The organism is Streptomyces sp. NBC_01275, assembly GCF_026340655.1.
GTDB lineage: Bacteria > Actinomycetota > Actinomycetes > Streptomycetales > Streptomycetaceae > Streptomyces.
Window position 1 is genome coordinate 1,466,709 of record NZ_JAPEOZ010000001.1, and the last position, 20,420, is coordinate 1,487,128.

At 71.6% G+C, this 20,420-nt stretch carries 22 protein-coding genes and 1 riboswitch; of the genes, 6 read left to right on the plus strand and 16 right to left on the minus strand.

What is annotated here, in order from left to right; genetic code table 11:
- Positions 1 to 17 precede the first annotated feature (17 nt).
- Positions 18 to 458 carry an Lrp/AsnC family transcriptional regulator gene (locus tag OG562_RS06140; RefSeq protein ID WP_266394549.1) on the minus strand — a complete coding sequence of 147 codons (441 nt, stop codon included), beginning with the start codon at positions 456 to 458 and terminating at the stop codon, positions 18 to 20.
- Positions 459 to 721: 263 nt separating this feature from the next.
- Here OG562_RS06140 and OG562_RS06145 point away from each other — a divergent pair, with 263 nt between their 5' ends.
- Positions 722 to 1,162, plus strand: coding sequence for a hypothetical protein (locus OG562_RS06145; protein ID WP_266394552.1), 441 nt, complete (start codon positions 722 to 724; stop codon positions 1,160 to 1,162).
- Between the two features lie 38 nt (positions 1,163 to 1,200).
- Here the strand turns inward: OG562_RS06145 and OG562_RS06150 are convergent, their stop codons facing one another.
- Both OG562_RS06150 and OG562_RS06155 read right to left on the minus strand, forming a co-directional pair.
- On the minus strand, positions 1,201 to 2,295 hold the full coding sequence (locus OG562_RS06150) for a phosphotransferase family protein (protein ID WP_266394554.1): 1,095 nt from the start codon (positions 2,293 to 2,295) through the stop codon (positions 1,201 to 1,203).
- Positions 2,296 to 2,396: 101 nt separating this feature from the next.
- Positions 2,397 to 3,512 carry a hypothetical protein gene (locus OG562_RS06155; RefSeq protein ID WP_266394557.1) on the minus strand — a complete coding sequence of 372 codons (1,116 nt, stop codon included), beginning with the start codon at positions 3,510 to 3,512 and terminating at the stop codon, positions 2,397 to 2,399.
- 164 nt (positions 3,513 to 3,676) lie between these two features.
- Here OG562_RS06155 and OG562_RS06160 point away from each other — a divergent pair, with 164 nt between their 5' ends.
- Positions 3,677 to 3,946, plus strand: a complete 270-nt coding sequence (locus tag OG562_RS06160) for a hypothetical protein (RefSeq protein WP_266394560.1) — start codon at positions 3,677 to 3,679, stop codon at positions 3,944 to 3,946.
- 121 nt (positions 3,947 to 4,067) lie between these two features.
- Entirely contained in the window at positions 4,068 to 5,306 is a 1,239-nt protein-coding gene (locus tag OG562_RS06165; RefSeq protein WP_266394562.1) for a glycoside hydrolase family 18 protein, read from the plus strand.
- 111 nt (positions 5,307 to 5,417) lie between these two features.
- On the opposite strand, the gene OG562_RS06170 is transcribed toward OG562_RS06165, so the two are convergent.
- From OG562_RS06170 to OG562_RS06180, 3 genes are all read right to left on the minus strand, one after another.
- Complete coding sequence (locus tag OG562_RS06170; protein WP_266394565.1) at positions 5,418 to 6,080, minus strand: TetR/AcrR family transcriptional regulator; 663 nt, start codon at positions 6,078 to 6,080, stop codon at positions 5,418 to 5,420.
- A gap of 107 nt (positions 6,081 to 6,187) precedes the next feature.
- On the minus strand, positions 6,188 to 6,337 hold the full coding sequence (locus OG562_RS06175; protein WP_266394568.1) for an SCO1431 family membrane protein: 150 nt from the start codon (positions 6,335 to 6,337) through the stop codon (positions 6,188 to 6,190).
- A gap of 161 nt (positions 6,338 to 6,498) precedes the next feature.
- Complete coding sequence (locus tag OG562_RS06180; protein ID WP_266394571.1) at positions 6,499 to 7,860, minus strand: peptidase C39 family protein; 1,362 nt, start codon at positions 7,858 to 7,860, stop codon at positions 6,499 to 6,501.
- 219 nt (positions 7,861 to 8,079) lie between these two features.
- Between OG562_RS06180 and OG562_RS06185 the strand changes: the two genes are divergently transcribed.
- Together OG562_RS06185 and OG562_RS06190 are read left to right on the plus strand one after the other, a co-directional pair.
- Positions 8,080 to 8,700, plus strand: coding sequence for a uridine kinase (locus OG562_RS06185; RefSeq protein WP_266409067.1), 621 nt, complete (start codon positions 8,080 to 8,082; stop codon positions 8,698 to 8,700).
- A 442-nt stretch (positions 8,701 to 9,142) separates the two neighbouring features.
- Entirely contained in the window at positions 9,143 to 11,008 is a 1,866-nt protein-coding gene (locus OG562_RS06190) for an AAA family ATPase (RefSeq protein WP_266394574.1), read from the plus strand.
- Between the two features lie 18 nt (positions 11,009 to 11,026).
- On the opposite strand, the gene OG562_RS06195 is transcribed toward OG562_RS06190, so the two are convergent.
- From OG562_RS06195 to OG562_RS06240, 10 genes are all read right to left on the minus strand, one after another.
- Positions 11,027 to 12,157, minus strand: coding sequence for a hemolysin family protein (locus tag OG562_RS06195; RefSeq protein WP_266394576.1), 1,131 nt, complete (start codon positions 12,155 to 12,157; stop codon positions 11,027 to 11,029).
- On the minus strand, positions 12,154 to 13,479 hold the full coding sequence (locus OG562_RS06200) for a hemolysin family protein (protein ID WP_266394579.1): 1,326 nt from the start codon (positions 13,477 to 13,479) through the stop codon (positions 12,154 to 12,156). The genes OG562_RS06195 and OG562_RS06200 overlap by 4 nt, the downstream gene beginning before the upstream one ends.
- 199 nt (positions 13,480 to 13,678) lie before the next feature.
- The gene (locus OG562_RS06205; protein WP_266409069.1) at positions 13,679 to 14,134 is read right to left on the minus strand and encodes a PH domain-containing protein; all 456 of its coding nucleotides are present in this window, start codon (positions 14,132 to 14,134) and stop codon (positions 13,679 to 13,681) included.
- A gap of 54 nt (positions 14,135 to 14,188) precedes the next feature.
- Positions 14,189 to 15,046, minus strand: coding sequence for an ATP phosphoribosyltransferase (gene hisG, locus OG562_RS06210; protein WP_266394581.1), 858 nt, complete (start codon positions 15,044 to 15,046; stop codon positions 14,189 to 14,191).
- A gap of 48 nt (positions 15,047 to 15,094) precedes the next feature.
- Positions 15,095 to 15,367, minus strand: coding sequence for a phosphoribosyl-ATP diphosphatase (locus OG562_RS06215; RefSeq protein ID WP_266394589.1), 273 nt, complete (start codon positions 15,365 to 15,367; stop codon positions 15,095 to 15,097).
- Between the two features lie 34 nt (positions 15,368 to 15,401).
- Positions 15,402 to 15,887: a 6,7-dimethyl-8-ribityllumazine synthase gene (gene ribH / locus OG562_RS06220; RefSeq protein WP_266394591.1), complete on the minus strand. Its 486-nt coding sequence runs from the start codon at positions 15,885 to 15,887 to the stop codon at positions 15,402 to 15,404.
- Positions 15,888 to 15,911: 24 nt separating this feature from the next.
- Positions 15,912 to 17,201, minus strand: a complete 1,290-nt coding sequence (locus tag OG562_RS06225) for a bifunctional 3,4-dihydroxy-2-butanone-4-phosphate synthase/GTP cyclohydrolase II (RefSeq protein WP_266394593.1) — start codon at positions 17,199 to 17,201, stop codon at positions 15,912 to 15,914.
- Positions 17,198 to 17,839: a nicotinamide mononucleotide transporter family protein gene (locus OG562_RS06230; RefSeq protein WP_266394595.1), complete on the minus strand. Its 642-nt coding sequence runs from the start codon at positions 17,837 to 17,839 to the stop codon at positions 17,198 to 17,200. Before OG562_RS06230 ends, OG562_RS06225 begins: the two co-directional genes overlap by 4 nt.
- Entirely contained in the window at positions 17,836 to 18,471 is a 636-nt protein-coding gene (locus OG562_RS06235) for a riboflavin synthase (protein ID WP_266394597.1), read from the minus strand. The genes OG562_RS06230 and OG562_RS06235 overlap by 4 nt, the downstream gene beginning before the upstream one ends.
- 147 nt (positions 18,472 to 18,618) lie before the next feature.
- Positions 18,619 to 18,749: riboswitch (FMN riboswitch) on the minus strand.
- Positions 18,750 to 19,007: 258 nt separating this feature from the next.
- Entirely contained in the window at positions 19,008 to 20,258 is a 1,251-nt protein-coding gene (locus OG562_RS06240) for an ROK family transcriptional regulator (protein ID WP_266394599.1), read from the minus strand.
- Positions 20,259 to 20,273: 15 nt separating this feature from the next.
- On the opposite strand from OG562_RS06240, the gene OG562_RS06245 reads away from it, so the two are divergent.
- Complete coding sequence (locus tag OG562_RS06245) at positions 20,274 to 20,417, plus strand: hypothetical protein (protein WP_266394601.1); 144 nt, start codon at positions 20,274 to 20,276, stop codon at positions 20,415 to 20,417.
- The last annotated feature ends 3 nt before the right edge of the window (positions 20,418 to 20,420 follow it).

The following is a 20,420-nucleotide window of genomic DNA, read 5'->3' on the forward strand; positions in this document are numbered from 1 at the left end:
GGTGGGTCCCCGCTGGGTCAGATCTTGGGCGGCCGGGCCTCGTACGGGGTCGACAGGACCACCGTCGTCCTGGTCGACACGCCCGCGAGCGCCCGCAGCCGGCCGAGCAGCTCCTCCAGCTCGTGCGGGGTGGCCACCCGCACCTTGAGGATGTAGTTCTCGTCGCCGGCGACGCTGTGGCAGGCCTCGATCTCGGGCACGTCGGCCAGGCGGTCGGCGATGTCGTCGGGGGCGCTGGGGTCGAACGGTTTCACCGAGATGAAGGCGGTCAAGGGCAACCCGACGGCCTCGGAGTCGACGACGGCCGCATAGCCCCGGATGACGCCGCGCTGTTCCAGTCGGCGCACCCGCTGGTGCACGGCCGACGTGGACAGGCCCGTGGCCTTGCCCAGGTCGGTGTAACTCATCCGCCCGTCCTTGACGAGCAGCTGCACGATTTGTCGGTCCAGCTCCTCCATGACGCAAGAACTTACCGTGCGGGCGATCTCCGCGTATACCTATGCAGCCCAGGTCATAGCCGGTTTGTGATGTGGCGGAGAGCCGTGCCCGTGGGGCGTCCGCGGAGCATCCCTGGAGCATCTGCGGTTGGCATGTGACGAACGCCACAGCGCTCGTGAGGGCTTCGTGATGTCCTCGTGATTACCGCCGAGACGGGTTGGGAAGTGCTTGCTGTGGTCGAGGCCGCAGTGCCTTCACGGCCCAGCCCGAGGGGGAGAATCCCATGCAGAGTCTTAAGCGCCCTGGTCGCACCGTGCCCAAGCGGCTCCATTCGGTCGTCGAGCCCGAGCCGGAGGGCGTCGAACCCGACGGCCTCGACGACGCCGACGAGTTCGACGCCTACGACACCTTCGAGATGTACCGGGTGATCTGCCCGGACTGCGCGCAGCCCATCGCCCTGCTGGCCGACGAGGAAGTGCTCCCGGAGCACGCGCTGTGCGCCTCGCCGTGGAACCCCTTCGGGCTCACGGTCTGCGCCGGCACCGGCCGCGGGGCGTCGGAGGCCCGGCCGGCGGACGAGTCCGCGGAGCTCCAGGAGCAGGACACCGCGCTCCTGCTGACGCTCCCTCAGGGGCTCGACTGGCGCACCCAGCCCTTCTCGCACGTCGGCGGCCCGGGCTCACGCCCGATGCGCGTGCCGACGATGCGCCGCGAGGCCGCCTGAACGGCCCTCCGCGCTCCACTCCGTAGCCGCCCCGCGGCTCAACCCCAGTAGCTGCCCTGCACCATGGCCCGCAGACTGCCGTGGTGCAGGATCAGCGTGTCCGGATCCCGTGGGACGGCACTCTCGCCGAAGTGCACCTGTCGATAGGCGACGCGCAGCATCACGATCGCCTGCCGCAGGGCGGCGTACAGGATGTGGAAGTCCATGTCCCGCGGGGTGTGGCCGGTCAGCCGCGCGTACCGTCGTTCGACTCGGTCGCGGCGCAGGAGGTCCGGCAGTCCGCGCCCGCCGGAGGCGAGGGTGAGGTCCTGGAAGAAGCGGTGCAGGTAGATCGTCCAGCCGAGGTCGACCTCGCGCGGGGCCAGGGCCGCCATCTCCCAGTCGAGGACGGCCACGGGCGCGAAGCCGTCGTAGATCACGTTCCCGATGCGGGCGTCGCCCCAGGTCAACACCGGCCTGCCCGGGTCCTGGGGCCAGAGGTCGGCGAGCCGGTCGAAGGCGTCCTCGATGAGCGGCGAGCGGGCGACTCCGTCCACCACCCAGTCGTAGTAGGCGCGTTGGGCTGCGACATGCCGGCGCAGGGCGTCGCCGTCGCCCGGTAGCTCGAGGAACTCGGCTTCGTCCGGGGGAACTTGGTCGTGCAGTCGGGCCACCAGGCCGATCGTCGCCGCCTCCAGCCGCTCCCGCTCCGCGTCGCTCGCCGCGTGCAGCCAGTTGCCCTCGTAGGTGTAGGGCATGACGTCGGGCGGAACCCGGCCCTCGACGCGTTCCATCACGAAGAACGGAGCGCCCAGCGGCCCCGGGTCCTCCTCCAGCCACAGCACGCGCGGCACGGGCACGTCCGTGCGCTCGGCCACCAGACGCATCGTGCGGTACTGGCGGACCATGTCGTACACCGGGAAGACCGTGTACGCCGACGGATCCGCCTCGAGCCTCAACGCACAGGCACGGACGGGCGAGGGGGGATGCTCGATGTCGAAGAGCAGGGTCTCGCTGGACATGCCGTTGGAGGCGGGGACGGCGACGGAGACGGCCGCGGCGCCGGGCAGACGGGCGTCGAGCCAGGCGGTCAGCCGGCGGGCGAGCGTCTCGGGGTCGCGGGTGGTGGTACGGGGACGGGGCGCCGTGGCCATTCGCGTCAACTTCCTTTCCTACGAGCCTTCCTACGGGCCTTCCCGTGAGACTTCCGGTGGCCTTCCGGTGAGCCCTCCTACGAGTCTTCCCGCGCGTCCGCTTACGGCGCGACCGAGTCGAAGCCGGTGAAGCCGCTCGGGTCATGGCGGCCGAAGGAGCCGTGCTCGAAGACGCCGTAGCCGGTCTGACCGTCGAGACGGAAGCGGGCGGAGTGGTCGGTCACGCCGTAGCCGGCCAGGAGGTGGGGCTCCGTCAGGTCGTAGACGCGGCGGTCGGTCCAGCCGGGGCCGCGCCAGGCGCCGTGCTGCCAGTCGTCGGCGGGCGGATAGCCGGCGCCGATCGCGAGCGGGGAGGAGGTGAGGATCTCCGCCTCCAGCTCCAGGGGTTTGCGGACGTCGCCGAGGTGGACGAGGGCGCGCTCGGGGTGCCGGGTGCCGGGCCGGTAGGCGATCTCGGCCCGGGGCCAGCCGAGTTGGCGGTCACGGCGGCCGGGGCGCACAAGGGTGGCGTCGTTCAGCGAGCGGTGGCCGTCTGCGTCCTCCTGGGTGATCACCATCAGGAAGCGGTCGTCGAAGCGGACCGGACACCAGATCCAGTGGAAGCCCTCGGTCGGATGGTCCTGGGCCAGCCGCCCGCCCTCCTCGCCGGGCACTGGACGCACCCCCCAGCTCCGGTCCCGGGTGCCGGTCCACGCGCCCGCCGTCAGCCGGGTCTCCTCGCCGCCCGCGCGCAGCCACCCCACACACCGGCCCGCCTGCACGAACCGCTTCCCCTCCAGCGTGAGCCTGCCCCCGCGCCGCTGCTGGTGGTGCGGCTCCCACAGCGCGGGGAAGTCCGCCGACCAGTGGATCTCGTACGACAGTCCGGCCGGGTCGGCCGGGTCCGCCGCGCAGCTCAGCACGAAGTCCCGCAGCGGCCGCTCGACGCGGATGCGCAGCGGCCCGACCGCCAGGTTCATGCGGTCCTCGCCCAGGGCGTCGGAGGCGCGGACGGCGTGCAGGGCGTCGCCTCGGCGCAGGGTGGCGTAGGCGTCGATCACCCCGAGGTTGGGGTAGACCCCGAGACCGGCGATCAGCAGGGCGCGGCCGTGATGGTCGAGGACGTGGAAGATGCAGCGGTCGTAGGCGTTCCGGTCCCCGGTCGCGACATGCTTCATCGACAGGGGCACCTGGTGGACGGGGTACTCGTCGAGCGGCACGGGACGGTCGTCGACCACGGGCGCACCTCCCTGGAGACAAGGGATTTGACGGTACGTCAGACCGCGCCCGTCGACCAGATGCGCGACCGGCCACGAGCCGGATCCCGAGCCGGGGGCACGCCCCGAACTCACGCTCGGCCGCACGAGCCGTGACCTGTCGTCGCGCCTCGCGTTGCCCTGGTATGTCCCCCACCTACACAGCGCCGCGCGGACGGCATCGCCAGCTCTTCGTCCCCGCGTACGCAGAATCGGTTCCGCTGACTCCGCCGCCCCCGCTCGCCCCACCGCCCCCGCAGGACCCGCCCATCTACCGCGAGCTGATGCGCCTCTGGGCCGACCGAGGCCTCACCCTGCCCGGGCGCCACGACCCGGAGTGGACCAAGCTCGCGGCGCCGCAGGTGCGGCCGGGACAGTTCAGCGAGTCCACGGACCCGCTGGGCGAAGGGCGATGACCGTGCCGGATTGGTCCGAACCATTGACCCTACTGGTCTAGTCCTCCTACGCTCGCGGCACCGCGCTACCGCGTTCATGCCAAACGGTACGCGTCCCCTCTCCCCCACGAGGTGACTCCTGATGCAGCTCACTCCCCACCGCTCCCGTTGGCGGGCCCTCGTCTCGGCCGCCTGTTGCGCGGTCCTCGGCGCGGGCCTGCTAGCCGGCGCCGGCACGGCCACCGCCACGGCCGCGACTCCCGCGCAGCCGAAGGCCGCCGGATCCAAGGTCGTCGGGTACTTCACCGAATGGGGCACCTACGACCGCAAGTACTACGCCAAGAACATCGAGACGTCGGGCTCCGCCGCGAGGCTGACCCACATCAACTACGCCTTCGGCAACGTCACCGGCGGCAAGTGCGCGATGGGCGACGCCTACGCGGCCACCGACCGGACCTACACCGCGGCCGAGTCCGTCGACGGCGTCGCCGACACCTGGGACCAGCCGCTGCGCGGCAACTTCAACCAGCTGCGCGAGCTGAAGAGGAAGCACCCCGGACTCAAGGTCCTCTGGTCCTTCGGCGGTTGGACCTGGTCGAGCGGCTTCGGCGAGGCCGCGAGGAACCCGGCCGCTTTCGCCCAGTCCTGCTACGACCTGGTCGAGAACTCCAAGTGGGCCGACGTCTTCGACGGCATCGACATCGACTGGGAGTACCCCAACGCCTGCGGCAACACCTGTGACACCAGCGGCCGGGCGGCCTTCAAGAACCTGATGGGCGCGCTGCGTTCGAAGTTCGGATCCAGTCAGCTGGTCACCGCGGCGATCACCGCGGACGCCACCGCCGGCGGCAAGATCGACGCGGCGGACTACGCGGGCGCGGCGCAGTACGTCGACTGGTACAACCCCATGACCTACGACTACTTCGGCGCCTGGGACGCGGCCGGACCGACGGCCCCGCACTCGCCGCTGAACTCCTACTCCGGCATCCCGAAGGCGGGTTACTACAGCTCGGCGACGATCGCCAAGCTCAGGGGGCTCGGCATTCCGGCCGCCAAGCTGCTGCTCGGCATCGGCTTCTACGGGCGCGGCTGGACCGGCGTCACGCAGTCGACGCCGGGCGGCTCGGCGACCGGCCCGGCGGCGGGAACGTACGAGCAGGGCATCGACGACTACAAGGTGCTGAAGACCAAGTGCCCGGCGACCGGGACGGTGGGCGGCACGGCGTACGGCAAGTGCGGGAACAACTGGTGGAGTTACGACACTCCGGCGACCATCGCGACCAAGATGACCTACAAGAACCAGCAGGGGCTGGGCGGGACGTTCTTCTGGGAGCTGAGCGGGGACACGGCCGGCGGTGAGCTGATCAAGGCGATCAACTAGCCCGGACACGCGGCCCTTCGGGGCGCCCGGGGCGGTCCGGACACTCGGGGCGGGGGACCACGAGCCTCCGCCCCGAGGCGTGTCCTGCGGGTTCCGGCGCGCCCCGGCGGGTCAGTAGTCGTCCCGGCGGGCCGGCTTCGGGGCCGGGAAGCCGGGGTCGATCTCCTCGATGGCGCGCATCGCGCCGCCCAGGGTCCTCACCAGCAGCTCGCACATGGTCTCGCGGGAGAGTTCGGGGCGGTCGATCCAGTCGAGGGTGGCGCCCTCGACGCTGCACACCCAGGCGAGCAGGCCCATCCGGGGCAGCGGGGGGATGTCGCCGCGGCCGTACGCGCCCTCGGCGATGGTCGCCACGATCGCCGCGCGCACCCCGTCCCGGATGGCGTGCACCTCGGTGTCGAAGCCGACGCCGCCGCTGACGATCGTGCGGAAGGCGGCGTGGTTGTGCTCGGCGTAGCGCAGATAGCCGTCGATGGTGCGCTGGACCCGGTCCACCTGGGGCAGTTCGAGACCGCTCGCCGCGAAGGAGACCAGGTCGGCGACGGAGTCCTGGACGATGGCCAGGTAGTACCCGCGCTTGGACTGGAAGTAGTAGTAGATCAGCCCCTTGGCGACATGCGCCTGCCGGGCGATGTCGTCCATCGAGAGCGCGTCATAGGACGTGTCGGCGAACAACCTGCGCCCGATGGTGATGAGTTCGGCGCGGCGCGCCAGTGAGCGCTCGGTTCCCCGCGCCCGGGGACGGGCGCTGTCGCGCTGTTGGCTGATGCTCAATTTCGACCCTGGTCTCCAACGGTCGGCTGGTCGACGTCAGTATGTCAGGTCGAACCGTGGGTCAGGTCACATCGGTCGCACCGCGGAAACGGTGCTCCGGACCGAGGTCAGAGCAGTCCGAGCTGGGTCACGAGCATCGCGACGACCGCGACGAGGACCCAGCCCAGGACGTGTTCGACGATCTTCGGGCCGTCGTCCCGGGGCCCGCCGGTGCGAGTGCGGGCGGCGGCGGAGGCGGTGGCGCTGTGCGCGGTCATGGCGGCTCGCTGAGGTCGGACGTACTGGGTGGACTCCCCCCACCGATCCGTCCACCTTGCCACCTGTCGGGGCTTTTGCGGCCGAGACCTTGCTCACACGCGCCTCGCGCGCGGCTCGCCCGCACCCCGCACACGCCTCGCACACGTGCCCGCCGCCTCCCTCACACGCGCACGCCCACCGCCTCCAGCGCCTTGCACTGCCGTGCGGTCGGACGCGCCGGGAAGTAGAGGTAGCTGACGCCCCCGGTCCCGGAGACCACCTTGCCGCTCGCGTTGTACCGCTTGGTCCTGAGCCAGACGTTCTCGAACTCCCGCCGCGGATAGACGCGCCGCACCGCCGCGTCGTCCACCGAGAACGGGTCGTTGGCGATCACATCGCCCTCGGCGGTGAAGCCGATCATGGTCATCAGGTGTCCGGAGGTGCCGTACCCCGCGCCGGTCAGCTCCCCCTTGAGGAAGGACTGGGACGTTATGGCCGGGATGCCGGCCGCGATCAGCGTCTCCAGGTCGGTGAGGGAGGCGAGCCGGGTCACCACGCCCTGGAGGTCCTTGAAGGTGGCCGCGTAGGCCGCGTTGAACGGCCAGTTGCCGCAGCCGCCGTACTGGTGGTCGTAGGTGTACCGGGCCGCGTGGCACACCTGGGGGTCGGCGTAGGACGGGTCGACCCAGGCCAGCTGTCCGGAGGTGAGCCTGCCGCCCCAGTACTCGACGATCATCTGCGAGGAGGTGGGGCTGCACCAGGCCTCGCCGCCGTTGTCGTACTCGGGGTACTGGCCCTGGTGGATCTCCTGCGAGTAGCGCGGGACGGCCAGCTCCTGGGCGAGACCGGGGGCCGACGCCGGGACGGTGAAGCGGTCGGGGACGTCGGAGCCCATCGCGCCCAGCCGCCACACGGTCGGCGTGATTTTGGTGCCGGGCCTGCGGTAAAGGGTCAGCCGCAGCCGGTACGACGTGAGGCGCAGGCCCGTGGCGGGGTCGTCGACCGCGAAGGTGTCCGTCCAGACCGTGCTCCTGCCGTCGGTCTGGTCGTCGACGGAGGTCCGCTTGATGTCCTGGTCGCCGGCCGCCCAGCGGCCCATCACGTACCACGGGGTGGCCGTGCCGTCGGAGTAGGAGCCGGTCAGCTCGATCTGGATCCAGGTGCCGGCCGGGGTGCTCGCGTTCCAGGAGGCGATGGCCTCGGTCGCGGGGACGGCGAGCTGGTGGACCGGGGACGTCCAGGTCGCGTACTCCCAGGCGGCGGTGGTCTTGGTGTGCGGGTCGGTGTAGTCGACGGTGCCGAGCGGAGTGGCCAGGGCCAGGCCCGGACGCTCGCCGGCGACGGCACGGGTGCCCTGGGCGGCGCCGGCGCGCCAGTCGGCGTAGGTGGTCCAGGAGCGGTGGTCGACGGTGCGGGCCGGGGGCGTCTCGGCGTCCTCGGCGTCGGCGACCGCCGACGCGGGGCCCGCCGCGCCCGCGGTCATGGTGGCGGCGACCGCGGCGGCGAGGACCGTTCTGCGGGACGGCTGTTCGGCGCTGCTCATGGGTGGATGACCCCCAGGGTGTCCGAGTCGGTGCGAGTCCGGTGCACGGCTGTGCGCCCACTATGGCCGCAGGCGGGCGCGCCTGCCAGCACCTCCGGCCGTGCCACGCCCACCAATATGGGTCTGGGCCACTGGCGTGACCTGCGGCGGCTCCTCCCCCGCGCACTAGACTGACGCGCCGCGCCCCGCACGCCCCCTCCCCGCACTCCAGGACCCGCCATCCGCCAGTCAGCCGCCCGGCTCCGCCGGCTCCCCCCGTCCTGCGGCCCGGTCCGCCTCGTCGGCGTCGACGGGCACGCCGGCTCCGGGAAGTCCACGTTCGCCGGGCGGCTGGCCGAGGTGCTGGGCGGTGCGCCGGTGCTCCACCTCGACGACCTCGCCAGCCACGACGAGCCGTTCGCGTGGACCGGGCGACTGCTGTCCCAGGTCATCGAGCCCTTCGGTCGCGGCGAGAGCGCGCACTACGCCCCCTACGACTGGCACGCCCGCCGCTTCGGCCCGCCCCGCCCGCTGCCCGCGGCCCCCGTGGTCCTGATCGAGGGCGTCGGCGCGGGCCGCCGCGCCCTGCGGCCGTACCTGGCGTGCCTGCTGTGGCTGGAGACGCCCCGCGAGGACGCCTGGGCCCGCGGCCGGTCGCGGGACGGGGAGGAACAGCGGGACTTCTGGGACGGGTGGGTCAGGGCCGAGGTCCAGCACTTCGCCGAGGACCCGTCGAGACCCTATGCCGACCTATTGGTACGGCAGTTGGCAGAGGGGTACGAGGTGCTGCCGGGGCCTGTGGGACATCCCGCGCCGCGGCACGATGTCACGCACCGTGAGGGACCGCCCGCGATGTGGTGAACGTGTGAAGAGCCCTGCACGCGAACTTGGCCAAGTGCCTCGACTGCGCTTGACCGACGGCCCGGACAGGACTTACGTTCTCAATATGCGGCATTGCCCGCCGCTCTCAGACGCGAAGCCCCCGGTTGTTCCCCCGTGATCGGGGGCTTCGTTCTGCCCTCGCCCCGCTCTCCGCGCCGCCTTTCGGACGCGAAACGACGCCGGACACTCACCCAGGGTCACCGTCCACAGTGCGCCCCGTCTGCTCCCACCTCGCCAAACGGCCTGTGCGGCACCCTACGGCGGGCGACTCCCGCGCAGGTACGATGCCCTCGGTGCGACCTACGGACGACTGCCGCGCGCACCTTGCAACTCCGGTCCGCGGCACAGCGGTTCGACCAAGGCAGCCGACGGGCGACGGCCCGGCGGCCGACCGACGGGGGCACGGTTTGTGGGGGACGTGATGGATTTCGGCATGCAGGGCCCCGAGGCCCCGGCCGACCTCGCCTGGCTACGAGGCGTGGACGCCTACACCATGGGCGCCTACCCGCAGGCGGAGGAGGAGTTCCGCACCGCGGTGCGGATCGATCCCGGGATGGCCGACGGCTGGCTCGGACTGCACGCGCTGCGCGTCGACACGACGACCGCGCTGCTCAGGATGTTCCGCCACCGCGAGCGCTTCGGCGAACAGCGCACCCGGCACCGCCGCACGCTCAACTCCTGGTACTGGCTGGGCTGGTGGGTGCAACCGGTGCTGGAGAGCCCGCGCGATCTGCTCCTGGCGCACGCCTCGCACTGGCTGGACGGCCGCCATGTGCCCGAGCTGGACCGGGCGCTCGCCGGACTCCCGCCCGTCGACGCCGACCACCAGGTCCGCTTCCTGCACGCGTGTCGCGCCTATCTGGTCAAGGACTGGGACCAGCTCGTCCGGCACACCGACCCGCTGCTCGACGATCCGCTGCTCGGCATAGAGGCCGGTCTGTTCGGCGGCATGGCCCGGGTGCGGCTGGAGATGTACGGACAGGCCGAGCCCCTGCTGTCCGCGGCTCTGATGCGCTGCCGCAGCGAGCAGCCGCAGCGCAAGGAGCTGCGGTACTGGCTGGCCCGCGCCCACGAGGGCACCGGCCGCTCGGCGGCCGCCCTCCCCCTGTACCGGGCGGTGCACCGCGTCGACCCCGCCTTCATGGACACCTCCGCGCGGCTCGCGGCGATCGCCGAGGGCGACGGCTACGACGACTCCGCCGACCTCGCGGCGATCACGCTCACCGGGGTCGGGCAGGACGTCGGGGACGGGCCGGACGGACTCGACCCGCTCTTCGGCCTCGAAGGCCGGGACCTGAAGCTCACCGACCCCGCCGACCTCCCGCCCGGCGGCCCCCTGACCTCGGCGGCCGACCCCGCGGTGCGCCACAAGACGACCGGAGTCTCCCCGCTGCCGGCCGGACCCACCGACCCCGTCTTACTCGAGGAAGCGCTCGCCGAACTGGAGCGCATGGTGGGCCTGGAACCGGTGAAACGCCAGGTCAAGGCCCTGTCGGCGCAGCTCAACATGGCCCGGCTGCGAGCCGGGCAGGGCCTTCCGGTCCAGCCGCCGAAACGGCACTTCGTCTTCTCCGGCCCCTCCGGCACCGGTAAGACCACGGTGGCCCGCATCCTCGGCCGCGTCTTCTACGCCCTCGGTCTGCTCGGCGGCGACCACCTCGTGGAAGCCCAGCGCGCCGACCTGGTCGGCGAGTACCTCGGCCAGACCGCCGTGAAGGCCAACGAACTCATCGACTCCGCCCTCGGCGGCGTGCTCTTCGTCGACGAGGCCTACTCGCTCTCCAACTCCGGCTACGGCAAGGGCGACGCCTACGGCGACGAGGCCCTGCAGGTGCTGCTCAAGCGGGCCGAGGACAACCGGGACCACCTGGTGGTGATCCTGGCCGGCTACCCGGAGGGCATGGACCGTCTGCTGGCCGCGAACCCCGGACTCTCCTCCCGCTTCACGACCCGCGTCGACTTCCCCTCCTACCGCCCCCTCGAGCTCACCTCCATCGGCGAGGTGCTGGCCACGGAGAACGGTGACGTGTGGGACGAGGAGGCCCTGGACGAGCTGCGCTCGATCGCCGGGCACGTCGTCGACCAGGGCTGGATCGACGAGCTGGGCAACGGCCGGTTCCTGCGGACGCTGTACGAGAAGAGCTGCGCGTACAGGGATCTGCGGCTGTCGATGTACCCGGGCTCGCTGAGCCGCGACGACCTGTCGACGCTGCGGCTGCCGGATCTGATGCAGGCGTACGGCGAGGTGCTGTCGGGGCGGGGGCCGCAGGATCCGTCGGCGATGTGACGGATCCCGCGGCCCTCCTCAGCCGGCCAGCGCCTCCTCGGGCGACGGGGGTCCCCCGGGCTCGACCGGAGCCGAGACCTTGGGCGAGCTCGCCCGCGGCTCCGTCAGCCGCACCTCGGGCACCGGGACGTCCCGGTGCGCGGGGTCGGTGACCTCGCCCACCAGCAGCTCCAGCACGTCCTCCAGGGCGACCAGTCCGAGCACCTTGCCGGACGCGTCCGCGACCTGGGCCAGATGGGTCGCCGCCCGTCGCATCACGGTCAGGGCGTCGTCCAGCGGCAGTTCCGAGCGCAGCGTCGTCATCGGACGCCACACCTGCTGCGGCACGGCCCGCTCGGAGTCCTCCAGGTCGAGGACGTCCTTCACATGCAGATAGCCCATGAAGGCGCCGTTGTCCGCGGCGACCGGGAAGCGGGAGTAGCCGGTGCGGGCGGTGAGCGCGACGATCTCGCCGGGCGTGACCGCCGGACCGACCGTCACCAGGGACTCGCGGCCCAGCAGGACGTCCGTCACCGGGCGCGAGCCCAGCTCCAGCGCGTCCTCCAGCCGCTCCTGCTCCTCGGGGTCGAGGAGCCCTGCCTGGCCGGAGTCCTCCACCAGCCGGTTGAGCTGCTCGCTGGTGAAGACCGCCTCGACCTCGTCCTTGGGCTCGACGTGGAAGAGCCGCAGGATGCCCTGGGCGCAGGCGCCGAGGGCGACGGTGATCGGCCGGCAGACGCGGGCGAAGGCGACCAGGCCGGGGCTGAGCCACAGCGCGGCCTTCTCGGGGGCGGCCATCGCGAGATTCTTCGGGACCATCTCGCCGATGACGAGGTGGAAGAAGACCACGGCGGCCAGCGCGATCACATAGCCCAGCGGGTGGATCATGCCGTGCGGGAGGTGGATGCCCTCGAAGAGCGGCTCCAGCAGCTTCGCGACCGTCGGCTCGGCGACCGCGCCCAGGGTGAGGGAGCAGACGGTGATGCCGAACTGGGCGGCGGCCATCATCTGGGGCAGCCGCTCCAGGCCGTACAGGACCTGGCGGGCGCGGGCGGTGCCGAGCGGTTCGATCTGGCTGCGGCGGACGGAGATCAGGGCGAACTCGGCGCCGACGAAGAAGCCGTTGGTGAGCACGAGCAGCGCGGCGAAGAGAAGTTGGAGGGCGCTCATCGGGCTACCTCCACGACCTGACCGGTCCGCACCAGCCGGACCCGTTCGGCCCGGTAGTGGCCGACGCGGCGCACCGCGAGCCGCCAGCCGGGCAGGTCGGCCCGGTCCCCGACGGCCGGGATCCGGCCGAGCAGGTCGGCGACGAGGCCGGCGACCGTCTCGTACGGCCCCTCGGGCACGTCCAGGCCTATGCGCTGGAGGGTGTCGACGCGGCAGCTGCCGTCGACGTCCCAGGCGGGCCTGCCGTCCTCGGGCGGGGCGGCGGCCAGTTCGGGGCTGTCCTGCCCGTCGTGCTCGTCGCGGACCTCGCCGACGATCTCCTCGACGATGTCCTCCAGGGTGACCACCCCGGCCGTGCCGCCGTACTCGTCGACGACGACGGCGATGGGCTGCTCGCTGCGCAGCCGGGCCAGCAGGGGCTGGACGGGCAGGGTCTCGGGGACCAGCAGCGCCGGGCGGGCGATGCGGGCGAGGGGGGTGCGCAGCCGGTCGTGGACGGGGACGGCCAGGGCGTCCTTGAGGTGGACCATGCCGACGATCTCGTCGATCTTCTCGCGGTAGACGGGGAAACGGGACAGGCCGGTGGCGCGGGTCAGGTTGACCACGTCCTCGGCGGTGGCCGAGGCCTGCAGGGCGCTGACCTTCACGCGCGGGGTCATGACGTGCTGCGCGGTGAGCTCGGCCAGGGACAGGGTCCGGACGAACAGGTCGGCCGTGTCCTGTTCCAGGGTGCCGGCCTGGGCCGAGTGACGGGCCAGGGAGACGAGTTCGCCGGGGGTGCGGGCGGAGGCCAGCTCCTCGGCAGGCTCGACGCCCAGGGCGCGCACCAGGCGGTTGGCGACCGTGTTCAGGACGGCGATGACCGGCCGGAACAGCCGGGAGAAGGCGTGCTGCGGGCCGGCCACGAACCGTGCGACCTGCAGCGGCTTGGACACCGCCCAGTTCTTGGGCACCAGTTCGCCGATCACCATCTGCACGGCGGACGCCAGCAGCATGCCGACCACGACGGCGACCCCGGAGACGGCGCCTTCGGGGACGCCGATCGCGGTGAACGGTCCGTGCAGCAGCTCGGCGAGCGCCGGTTCGGCGAGCATGCCGACGACGAGGGAGGTGATGGTGATGCCGAGCTGGGTGCCCGAGAGCTGGAAGGACAGCTCCTTGAGCGACTCGACGACCGTACGGGCTCGTCGGTCGCCCTCGGCGGCGGCCTTCTCCGCTTCCGGGCGCTCGACCGTGACCAGGCCGAACTCGGCGGCCACGAAGAAGCCGTTGGCGAGGATGAGCAGGAACGCGGCTCCGAGGAGCAGCAGGGGGATGGTCATGCCGCCGCCTCGATGGGTCGGGAGGGGGCGGCGCAGGTACTACAGGACGATCCGTCCATCGCTGGAGGGAGTCACTCCTCGGGTAGCAGGGGGCCTCTGAAGACCGGGGGGAACATCAGTGGCGGAGGCGCGACGAAAACGCCTCCGCCAACAGATTAATCAAGACATGGCCGTGTACGGCAGGGTGGACGGCCCCGAGTCAGCCCTGATGTTGCTCGGGGTCCGCCGTGGAGCGCGCTTCGGCGAGCGCTCGCAGGGTGCGCGCGTCGGCGATGGCGCGCTGCTTGGCGATGCCGGGCTGGATGCCGAGCGCGGGCAGGCTGGTGCCGTCGCTGAGGTCGAGGAACACCCAGGGGTCGCCGGGACGCAGGTTCACCCGGAGGATCTCCGCCCAGGCCAGACGGCGTTTCGAGGCGATGTTGACGACCGTGACACCGGAGTCGTCGGCGACGACCCGCACCCGTGCGAGCAGGGCCAGCACCCAGAAGATGAGCGCCCCGGTGACGATGAAGCTGAGCCGTTCGCCGGGGCCGAGCTGCTCCAGGAGCAGGGCGACGGCGGCGATGACGAGAAAGATCACCACTCCGGCCGTGAGCAGCACCGCGCGGGTGCGGCCCGGCCGGAAGGTGACGGGAAGAACGGGAAGACTGGACATCTCGGACATCTCAGACACCTCTACGCGAACCCCTCCAGGACCTTTCCGGGTCCCTCAGAGACGGCAGGCGTGGATGGCCGTGGTCAGGATGGCGCGGGCGCCGATGTCGTACAGGTCGTCCATGATCCGCTGGGCCTCCTTGGCGGGGACCATGGCGCGGACGGCGACCCAGCCCTCGTTGTGCAGCGGGGAGACGGTCGGCGACTCCAGGCCCGGGGTCAGCGCGACGGCCTTCTCGAGCTGCTCGACCCGGCAGTCGTAGTCCATCATCACGTACGTCCGGGCGACCAGGACGCCCTGGAGGCGGCGCAGGAACTGCTGCACCTTGGGCTCGGCGGCGTCCTCGGCGTCGGCGCCCACCCGGCGGATGACGACGGCCTCGGACTTCATGATCGGGTCGCCGAAGACCTCGAGCCCCGCGTTGCGCAGGGAGGTGCCGGTCTCGACGACGTCCGCGATGACCTCGGCGACGCCCAGCTCGATCGCGGTCTCGACGGCGCCGTCGAGGTGGACGACGGAGGCGTCGACGCCCTGGTCGGCGAGGTGCTTGGCGACGATGCCCTCGTAGGAGGTGGCCACCGTCTTGCCGGCCAGGTCCGCGATGCCGGTGGCCGTGCCGGGCTTGGCGGCGAAGCGGAAGGTGGAGCGGGCGAAGCCGAGCGGCAGGATCGGCTCGGCGTTGGCGCCGGAGTCGATGAGCAGGTCGCGGCCGGTGATGCCGATGTCGAGGCGGCCGGAGGAGACGTAGATCGCGATGTCGCGGGGGCGGAGGTAGAAGAACTCGACCTCGTTCTCCGGGTCGACGATCCGCAGCTCCTTGCTCTCGCGGCGCTGCAGGTAGCCGGCCTCATGCAGCATGTCCGCCGCAGGTCCTGACAGGGAACCCTTGTTGGGGACGGCGATGCGCAGCATGAGGTCGGCTTCCTTCGCGTGAAATGGGATGAACTGTCTGAAAGGGTTTTACAGGTGGGCGTAGACGTCGTCCAGCGTAATTCCGCGGGCGACCATCATCACCTGGACGTGGTAGAGCAGCTGCGAGATCTCCTCGGCGGCTGCCTCCTTGCCCTCGTACTCGGCGGCCATCCAGACCTCGGCGGCCTCTTCGACGACCTTCTTGCCGATGGCATGGACGCCCTTGCCGACCAGTTCTGCGGTGCGGGAAGTGGCGGGGTCGCCGGTGGCGGCCTTCTGCTGGAGCTCGGAGAAGAGCCCCTCGAACGTCTTCTTGGACATGGTGCTGCCCACCCTAGCCGTTGTGCCGGACTGCCTACCTCCAGGGTTCGGATACTGAGCGGAGGATGGCCGCGGTCGCCACCGCCGCCGTCACCGCCTCATGGCCCTTGTCCTCGTTCGAGCCCTCGATGCCGGCCCGGTCCAGGGCCTGCTCCTCGGTGTCACAGGTCAGCACGCCCATGCCTACGGGGACGCCGGTCTCGACGGAGACCTGGGTGAGGCCCTGGGTGACGCCCTGGCACACGTACTCGAAGTGGGGGGTGCCGCCGCGGATGACGACGCCCAGGGCCACGATCGCGTCGTAGCCGCGGCCCGCGAGGACCTTGGCGACGACCGGGAGCTCCCAGCTGCCGGGGACCCTCAGCAGGGTCGGCTCGTCGATGCCCAGGTCGTGCAGGGCGCGCAGCGCGCCGTCGACCAGACCGTCCATCACCTTCTCGTGCCACTGTGCCGCGATGACGGCGACCCTGAGGTCACCCACATTGCGTACGGACAGTTCCGGTGCGCCCTTGCCGCTCACATCTCTCCTCTGGTGCTTTGCCGCTTACTGGTTGCCGCAGGGGGACACGGGGGCCGTGTCCAGCCAGGGCAGGTCGTGTCCCATCCGGTCCCGCTTGGTGCGCAGGTAGCGGATGTTGTGCTCGCCGGCCTGCACGGGCATCGGCTCGCGCGCGACGACCTCGATGCCGCCCCGCACGAGCGCGTCCGTCTTCTCCGGGTTGTTGGTCATCAGGCGCACGCTGCGCACACCGAGGTCGTCGAGGATCCGGGCGCCGGCCGCGTAGTCCCGGGCGTCGGCGGGCAGGCCCAGCTCCAGGTTGGCGTCGAGGGTGTCGTGGCCCTGCTCCTGAAGCTCGTACGCCCGCAGCTTGGACAGCAGGCCGATGCCGCGGCCCTCGTGTCCGCGCAGGTAGACGACCACGCCCCGGCCCTCGCTCTGGATGCGCTGCAGGGACGCGTCGAGCTGGGGGCCGCAGTCGCAGCGCAGGGAGGCGAAGACGTCGCCGGTGAGGCATTCGGAGTGGACGCGGACCAGGACGTCCTCGCCGTCGCCGAGGTCGCCGTGGACGAGGGCGACGTGCTCGACGCCGTCGGCGGTGGAGCGGTAGCCGTACGCGGTGAACGTGCCGTGGACGGTGGGCAGTCGGGTCTCGGCCTCGCGACGGACGGTGGGCTCGGCGCTGCCGCGGTAGGCGATCAGGTCCTCGATGGAGATGATCGTCAGGCCGTGCTTGCGGGCGAACGGGATCAGCTCGGGCAGCCGCAGCATGCGGCCGTCCTCGCCGGCGATCTCGACGATCGCGCCGGCCGGGCGCAGTCCCGCCAGACGGGCGAGGTCGACGGCGGCCTCGGTGTGGCCGTTGCGGGTGAGGACGCCGCCCGGCTTGGCGCGCAGCGGGAAGATGTGGCCCGGGCGGACGAAGTCGCTCGCCTCGGCGTCGCCGCTCGCCAGGAGCCGGAGGGTGGCGGCGCGGTCGGCGGCGGAGATGCCGGTGGTCACGCCGTGGGCGCCGGAGGCGTCGACGGAGACCGTGAAGGCGGTCTTCATCGACTCGGTGTTGTCCTCGACCATCTGCGGGAGCTTCAGGCGCTCCAGTTCGTCGCTCTCCATGGGGGCGCAGATCAGGCCGCGGCACTCGCTCATCATGAACGCGACGATCTCGGGGGTGGCCTTCTCGGCGGCGATGACGAGGTCGCCCTCGTTCTCGCGGTCCTCGTCGTCGACGACCACGACCGGGCGGCCGGCCGCGATGTCGGCGATGGCCTGCTCGACGGGGTCGAGCGCGAAGTCCTCGATGCCGTCCGTGCTGTAGAGAATCGGTGCCGTGCTCATGCCGGCGCTCCTTCCAGAGCGGGCTGCGCGCCCTTGCGGGAGCGCAGCCACCAGTCGCGCATGCCCCACAGGACGAGCGCGCCGTAGATGACGTAGACGAAGCCGGAGAAGGCGTAGCCGTTGGCGAAGTTCAGGGGGACGCCGACGAGGTCGACGAGGAGCCAGGCGATCCAGAACTCGACCATGCCGCGGGCCTGGGCGTACATGGCGACGACGGTGCCGACGAAGATGTAGGCGTCCGGCCAGGGGTCCCAGGACAGGGACGGGTAGGCCTTGAAGAGGAGGGCCACGGCGACCGTGCCGACGGCGGCGGCGCCGGCCATCGCCGCGCGCTCGCGCCAGGTGGCGAAGCGCGGGGTGATGGCGCCGTCCGTGGCGCTGCCCTTGGTGCGGTTCCACTGCCACCAGCCGTACAGGGCGACGACCATGACGACGACCTGCTTGCCCGCGCTGCCGGCCAGATGGCCGTAGAACGCCGTGAAGAGGACGACGCCGGAGAGGAACTGCACCGGCCAGGTCCACAGCGAGCGTCGCCAGCCGAGGGCGAGGGTGATCAGGCCGAGGATGTTGCCGATCATGTCCGACCAGATGATGTGCTGGTCGAGCAGGACGAAGGCCTCGGAGTTCAGCCAGTTCACCGGCCCGCTCCCTGCGTGTTCGCGCCCTGGGTGTGCGCGCCCTGCGTGTTCGCGAGGAGGCGCTCGACGTACTTGGCGACGATGTCGACCTCGAGGTTGACCGGGTCGCCGGGCTGCTTGAGGCCGAGGGTCGTCAGGGCGAGGGTGGTGGGGATGAGGCTGACGGTGAAGTGGTCCGGGCCGGCGTCGACGACGGTGAGGCTGATGCCGTCGACGGTGATGGAGCCCTTCTCCACGACGTACCGGGCGAGGTCGGCGGGGAGGGAGATCTTGATGATCTCCCAGTTCTCGGAGGGCTTGCGCTCCAACACCGCGCCGGTGCCGTCGACATGACCCTGCACGATGTGCCCGCCGAGGCGCGCGCCGACGGCGGTGGGGCGTTCGAGGTTGACGCGGGAGCCGACGCCGAGGGCGCCGAGGCTGGAGCGGTTCAGGGTCTCCGCCATGACGTCGGCGGTGAACTCGTCGCCCTCGTGCTCGACGACGGTGAGACAGACTCCGTTCACGGCGATGGAGTCGCCGTGCTTCGCGCCGTCGGTGACGACGGGGCCGCGCAGCCGGAAGCGGGAGGCGTCGCCGAGATTCTCGACGGCGGTGACCTCACCCAGTTCTTCGACGATTCCGGTGAACACTTCCCGGGTCCTCCTGCCTCAATAGGGCACGGACTCCGGGGCCTGTCGATGACGACAGCAAGTACGGACAACGACACCGGGGGCGACGCCGGACAGACTCGTCCACGGACGAGTACATATACGGCGGCGCGCACGAATGCCCGCCCGCCGCGCACTGCCTCCCATCCGGACTTTAACCGTCGGTCCAGGAATTTCACCTGGTCAACCGGCCGCTGGAAGCGACCGGGTCGCGGACTGTAACCGCCGGTTCGGACTTTCACCGACCCCGGAGTGCGCTGCTTTAGGTACAGGGTCAGTGTGCCACGCCCGATCCAGGTCCATCCAGGCGATGGCTGTGGGGTGGCTCACAGGGGGCGTCCATGGACTTCTCGGGCGGCCGCAAGGGGCCCAACCCTCCAGCAGGGAAGCTTGCTTGAGATTGGTCCATACCTATTGACGCATTGGTCTAGTCCTCTCTAGGGTCGGCGAGTACGGTCCGGCGGCGGTGACGACGACCCTTGCCCGTCGCCGGGCCCCTCACGCACACCGCGACCCCGCTAGGGCCGACGCACCCCGAACAGCTCCTCCTGCGCCGACTCGCGGGCCGTCAGCAGCGCCCCGCGCAGCACCGCGCCGCCGCCCAGGCCGCTCGGGCGGACCTCTGTAGGCAGCGGCGCCGTCCGCCGCAGCCGTTCCCCGACGCGTACGGCCAGCTCCGGCCCGCCCGCCTGCCCGACCTCTCCCCCGAGGACCACGCATCCGGGGTCCAGGACGGCGACGACGGAGGCGGCCCCGAGGGCGATCCGGTCGGCGAGGACGTCGAGGAAACGATCGGCGGGACCGCCCGCCTCCCCTGCCTCCCCCACCTCTCCCGTCTCTCCCGTCTCTCCCGCCCCGTACCTTCGCACCGCCTCCCGCACCAGCGCCGCCGCCATCGGCTCGTCCGGGGTCGCCGGGGTCGCAGGGAGCGCCGCCAGGCCGTGTTCGTACGCCAGTGCGGTGATCGCCGCCGAGCCGGCCAGGGAGTGGAAGCCGCCCTCGCAGTCCGTCGCCGAAGGCAGTCCCCCGGTGCCGGGCACCGGGAGGAAGCCGATCTCGCCGGTGCCGCCGGAGGCCCCCCGGCGCAGGGCGCCGTCGAGGACGACGGCGGCGCCGGTGCCATGGCCGAGCCAGAGCAGGACGAAGGTGTCGCGGTCCCGGGCGACCCCTTCCCGCTGTTCGGCCAGGGCCGCGAGGTTGGTCTCGTTCTCGACGCTCACGCGCGCGCGGGGGAAGCGTTCCTGGAGGCCGGCCACCAGACGGCGGTGCCACTCGGGCAGGCCGGAGGAGTCGTGCAGTTCGCCGCTCACCGGGTCGATCAGGCCGGGCGCCCCGATGCCGACGGTGTGCAGCCGGTCGGCGCCCGCCTCCTTCGCCGTCCGCTCGACCAGCGTGACCGCCTGTTCCACGGCCGGCCCCGTGCCCAGGTCGCCGCCGATGGGCACGGACGCCTCGGCGAGCACCCGGCCGACCAGGTCGGAGACGAGCACGGCGACGCCCTCGGTGCGCACGTCCAGCGCCGCCAGTTGGGCGCGGCCGGCGACGATGGCGTACAGCTTGGCGTTCGGGCCGCGGCGCTGTTCGCCCGTCTCGCCCGCGAGCTCGATCAGGCCGGCGGCGGTGAGGCGTTCGACGAGGTCGGCGACGGTCGGCCGGGAGAGGCCGGTGAGCTGTTTCAACTGCCCTGCCGTCAGCGGACCTTCGTTCTGCAGCAGCCGAAGGGCGAGCCGGTCGTTGATGGCCCGGGCGGTGCTCGGGGATGCGGGCATGGCGGGAATCCTCCCATGGCCGAAGACCTGGACGACGTGGATGCCGTGGACGCCACGGCTATTTATCAGGAAGGGTTCCTGATAGTTTACGTCGGCGTCAGCGGCCTCCTGTCCATCGCGGCGGCGCGGCGCACTCGACCGGGAGGGGCGGGAGAATGAGCG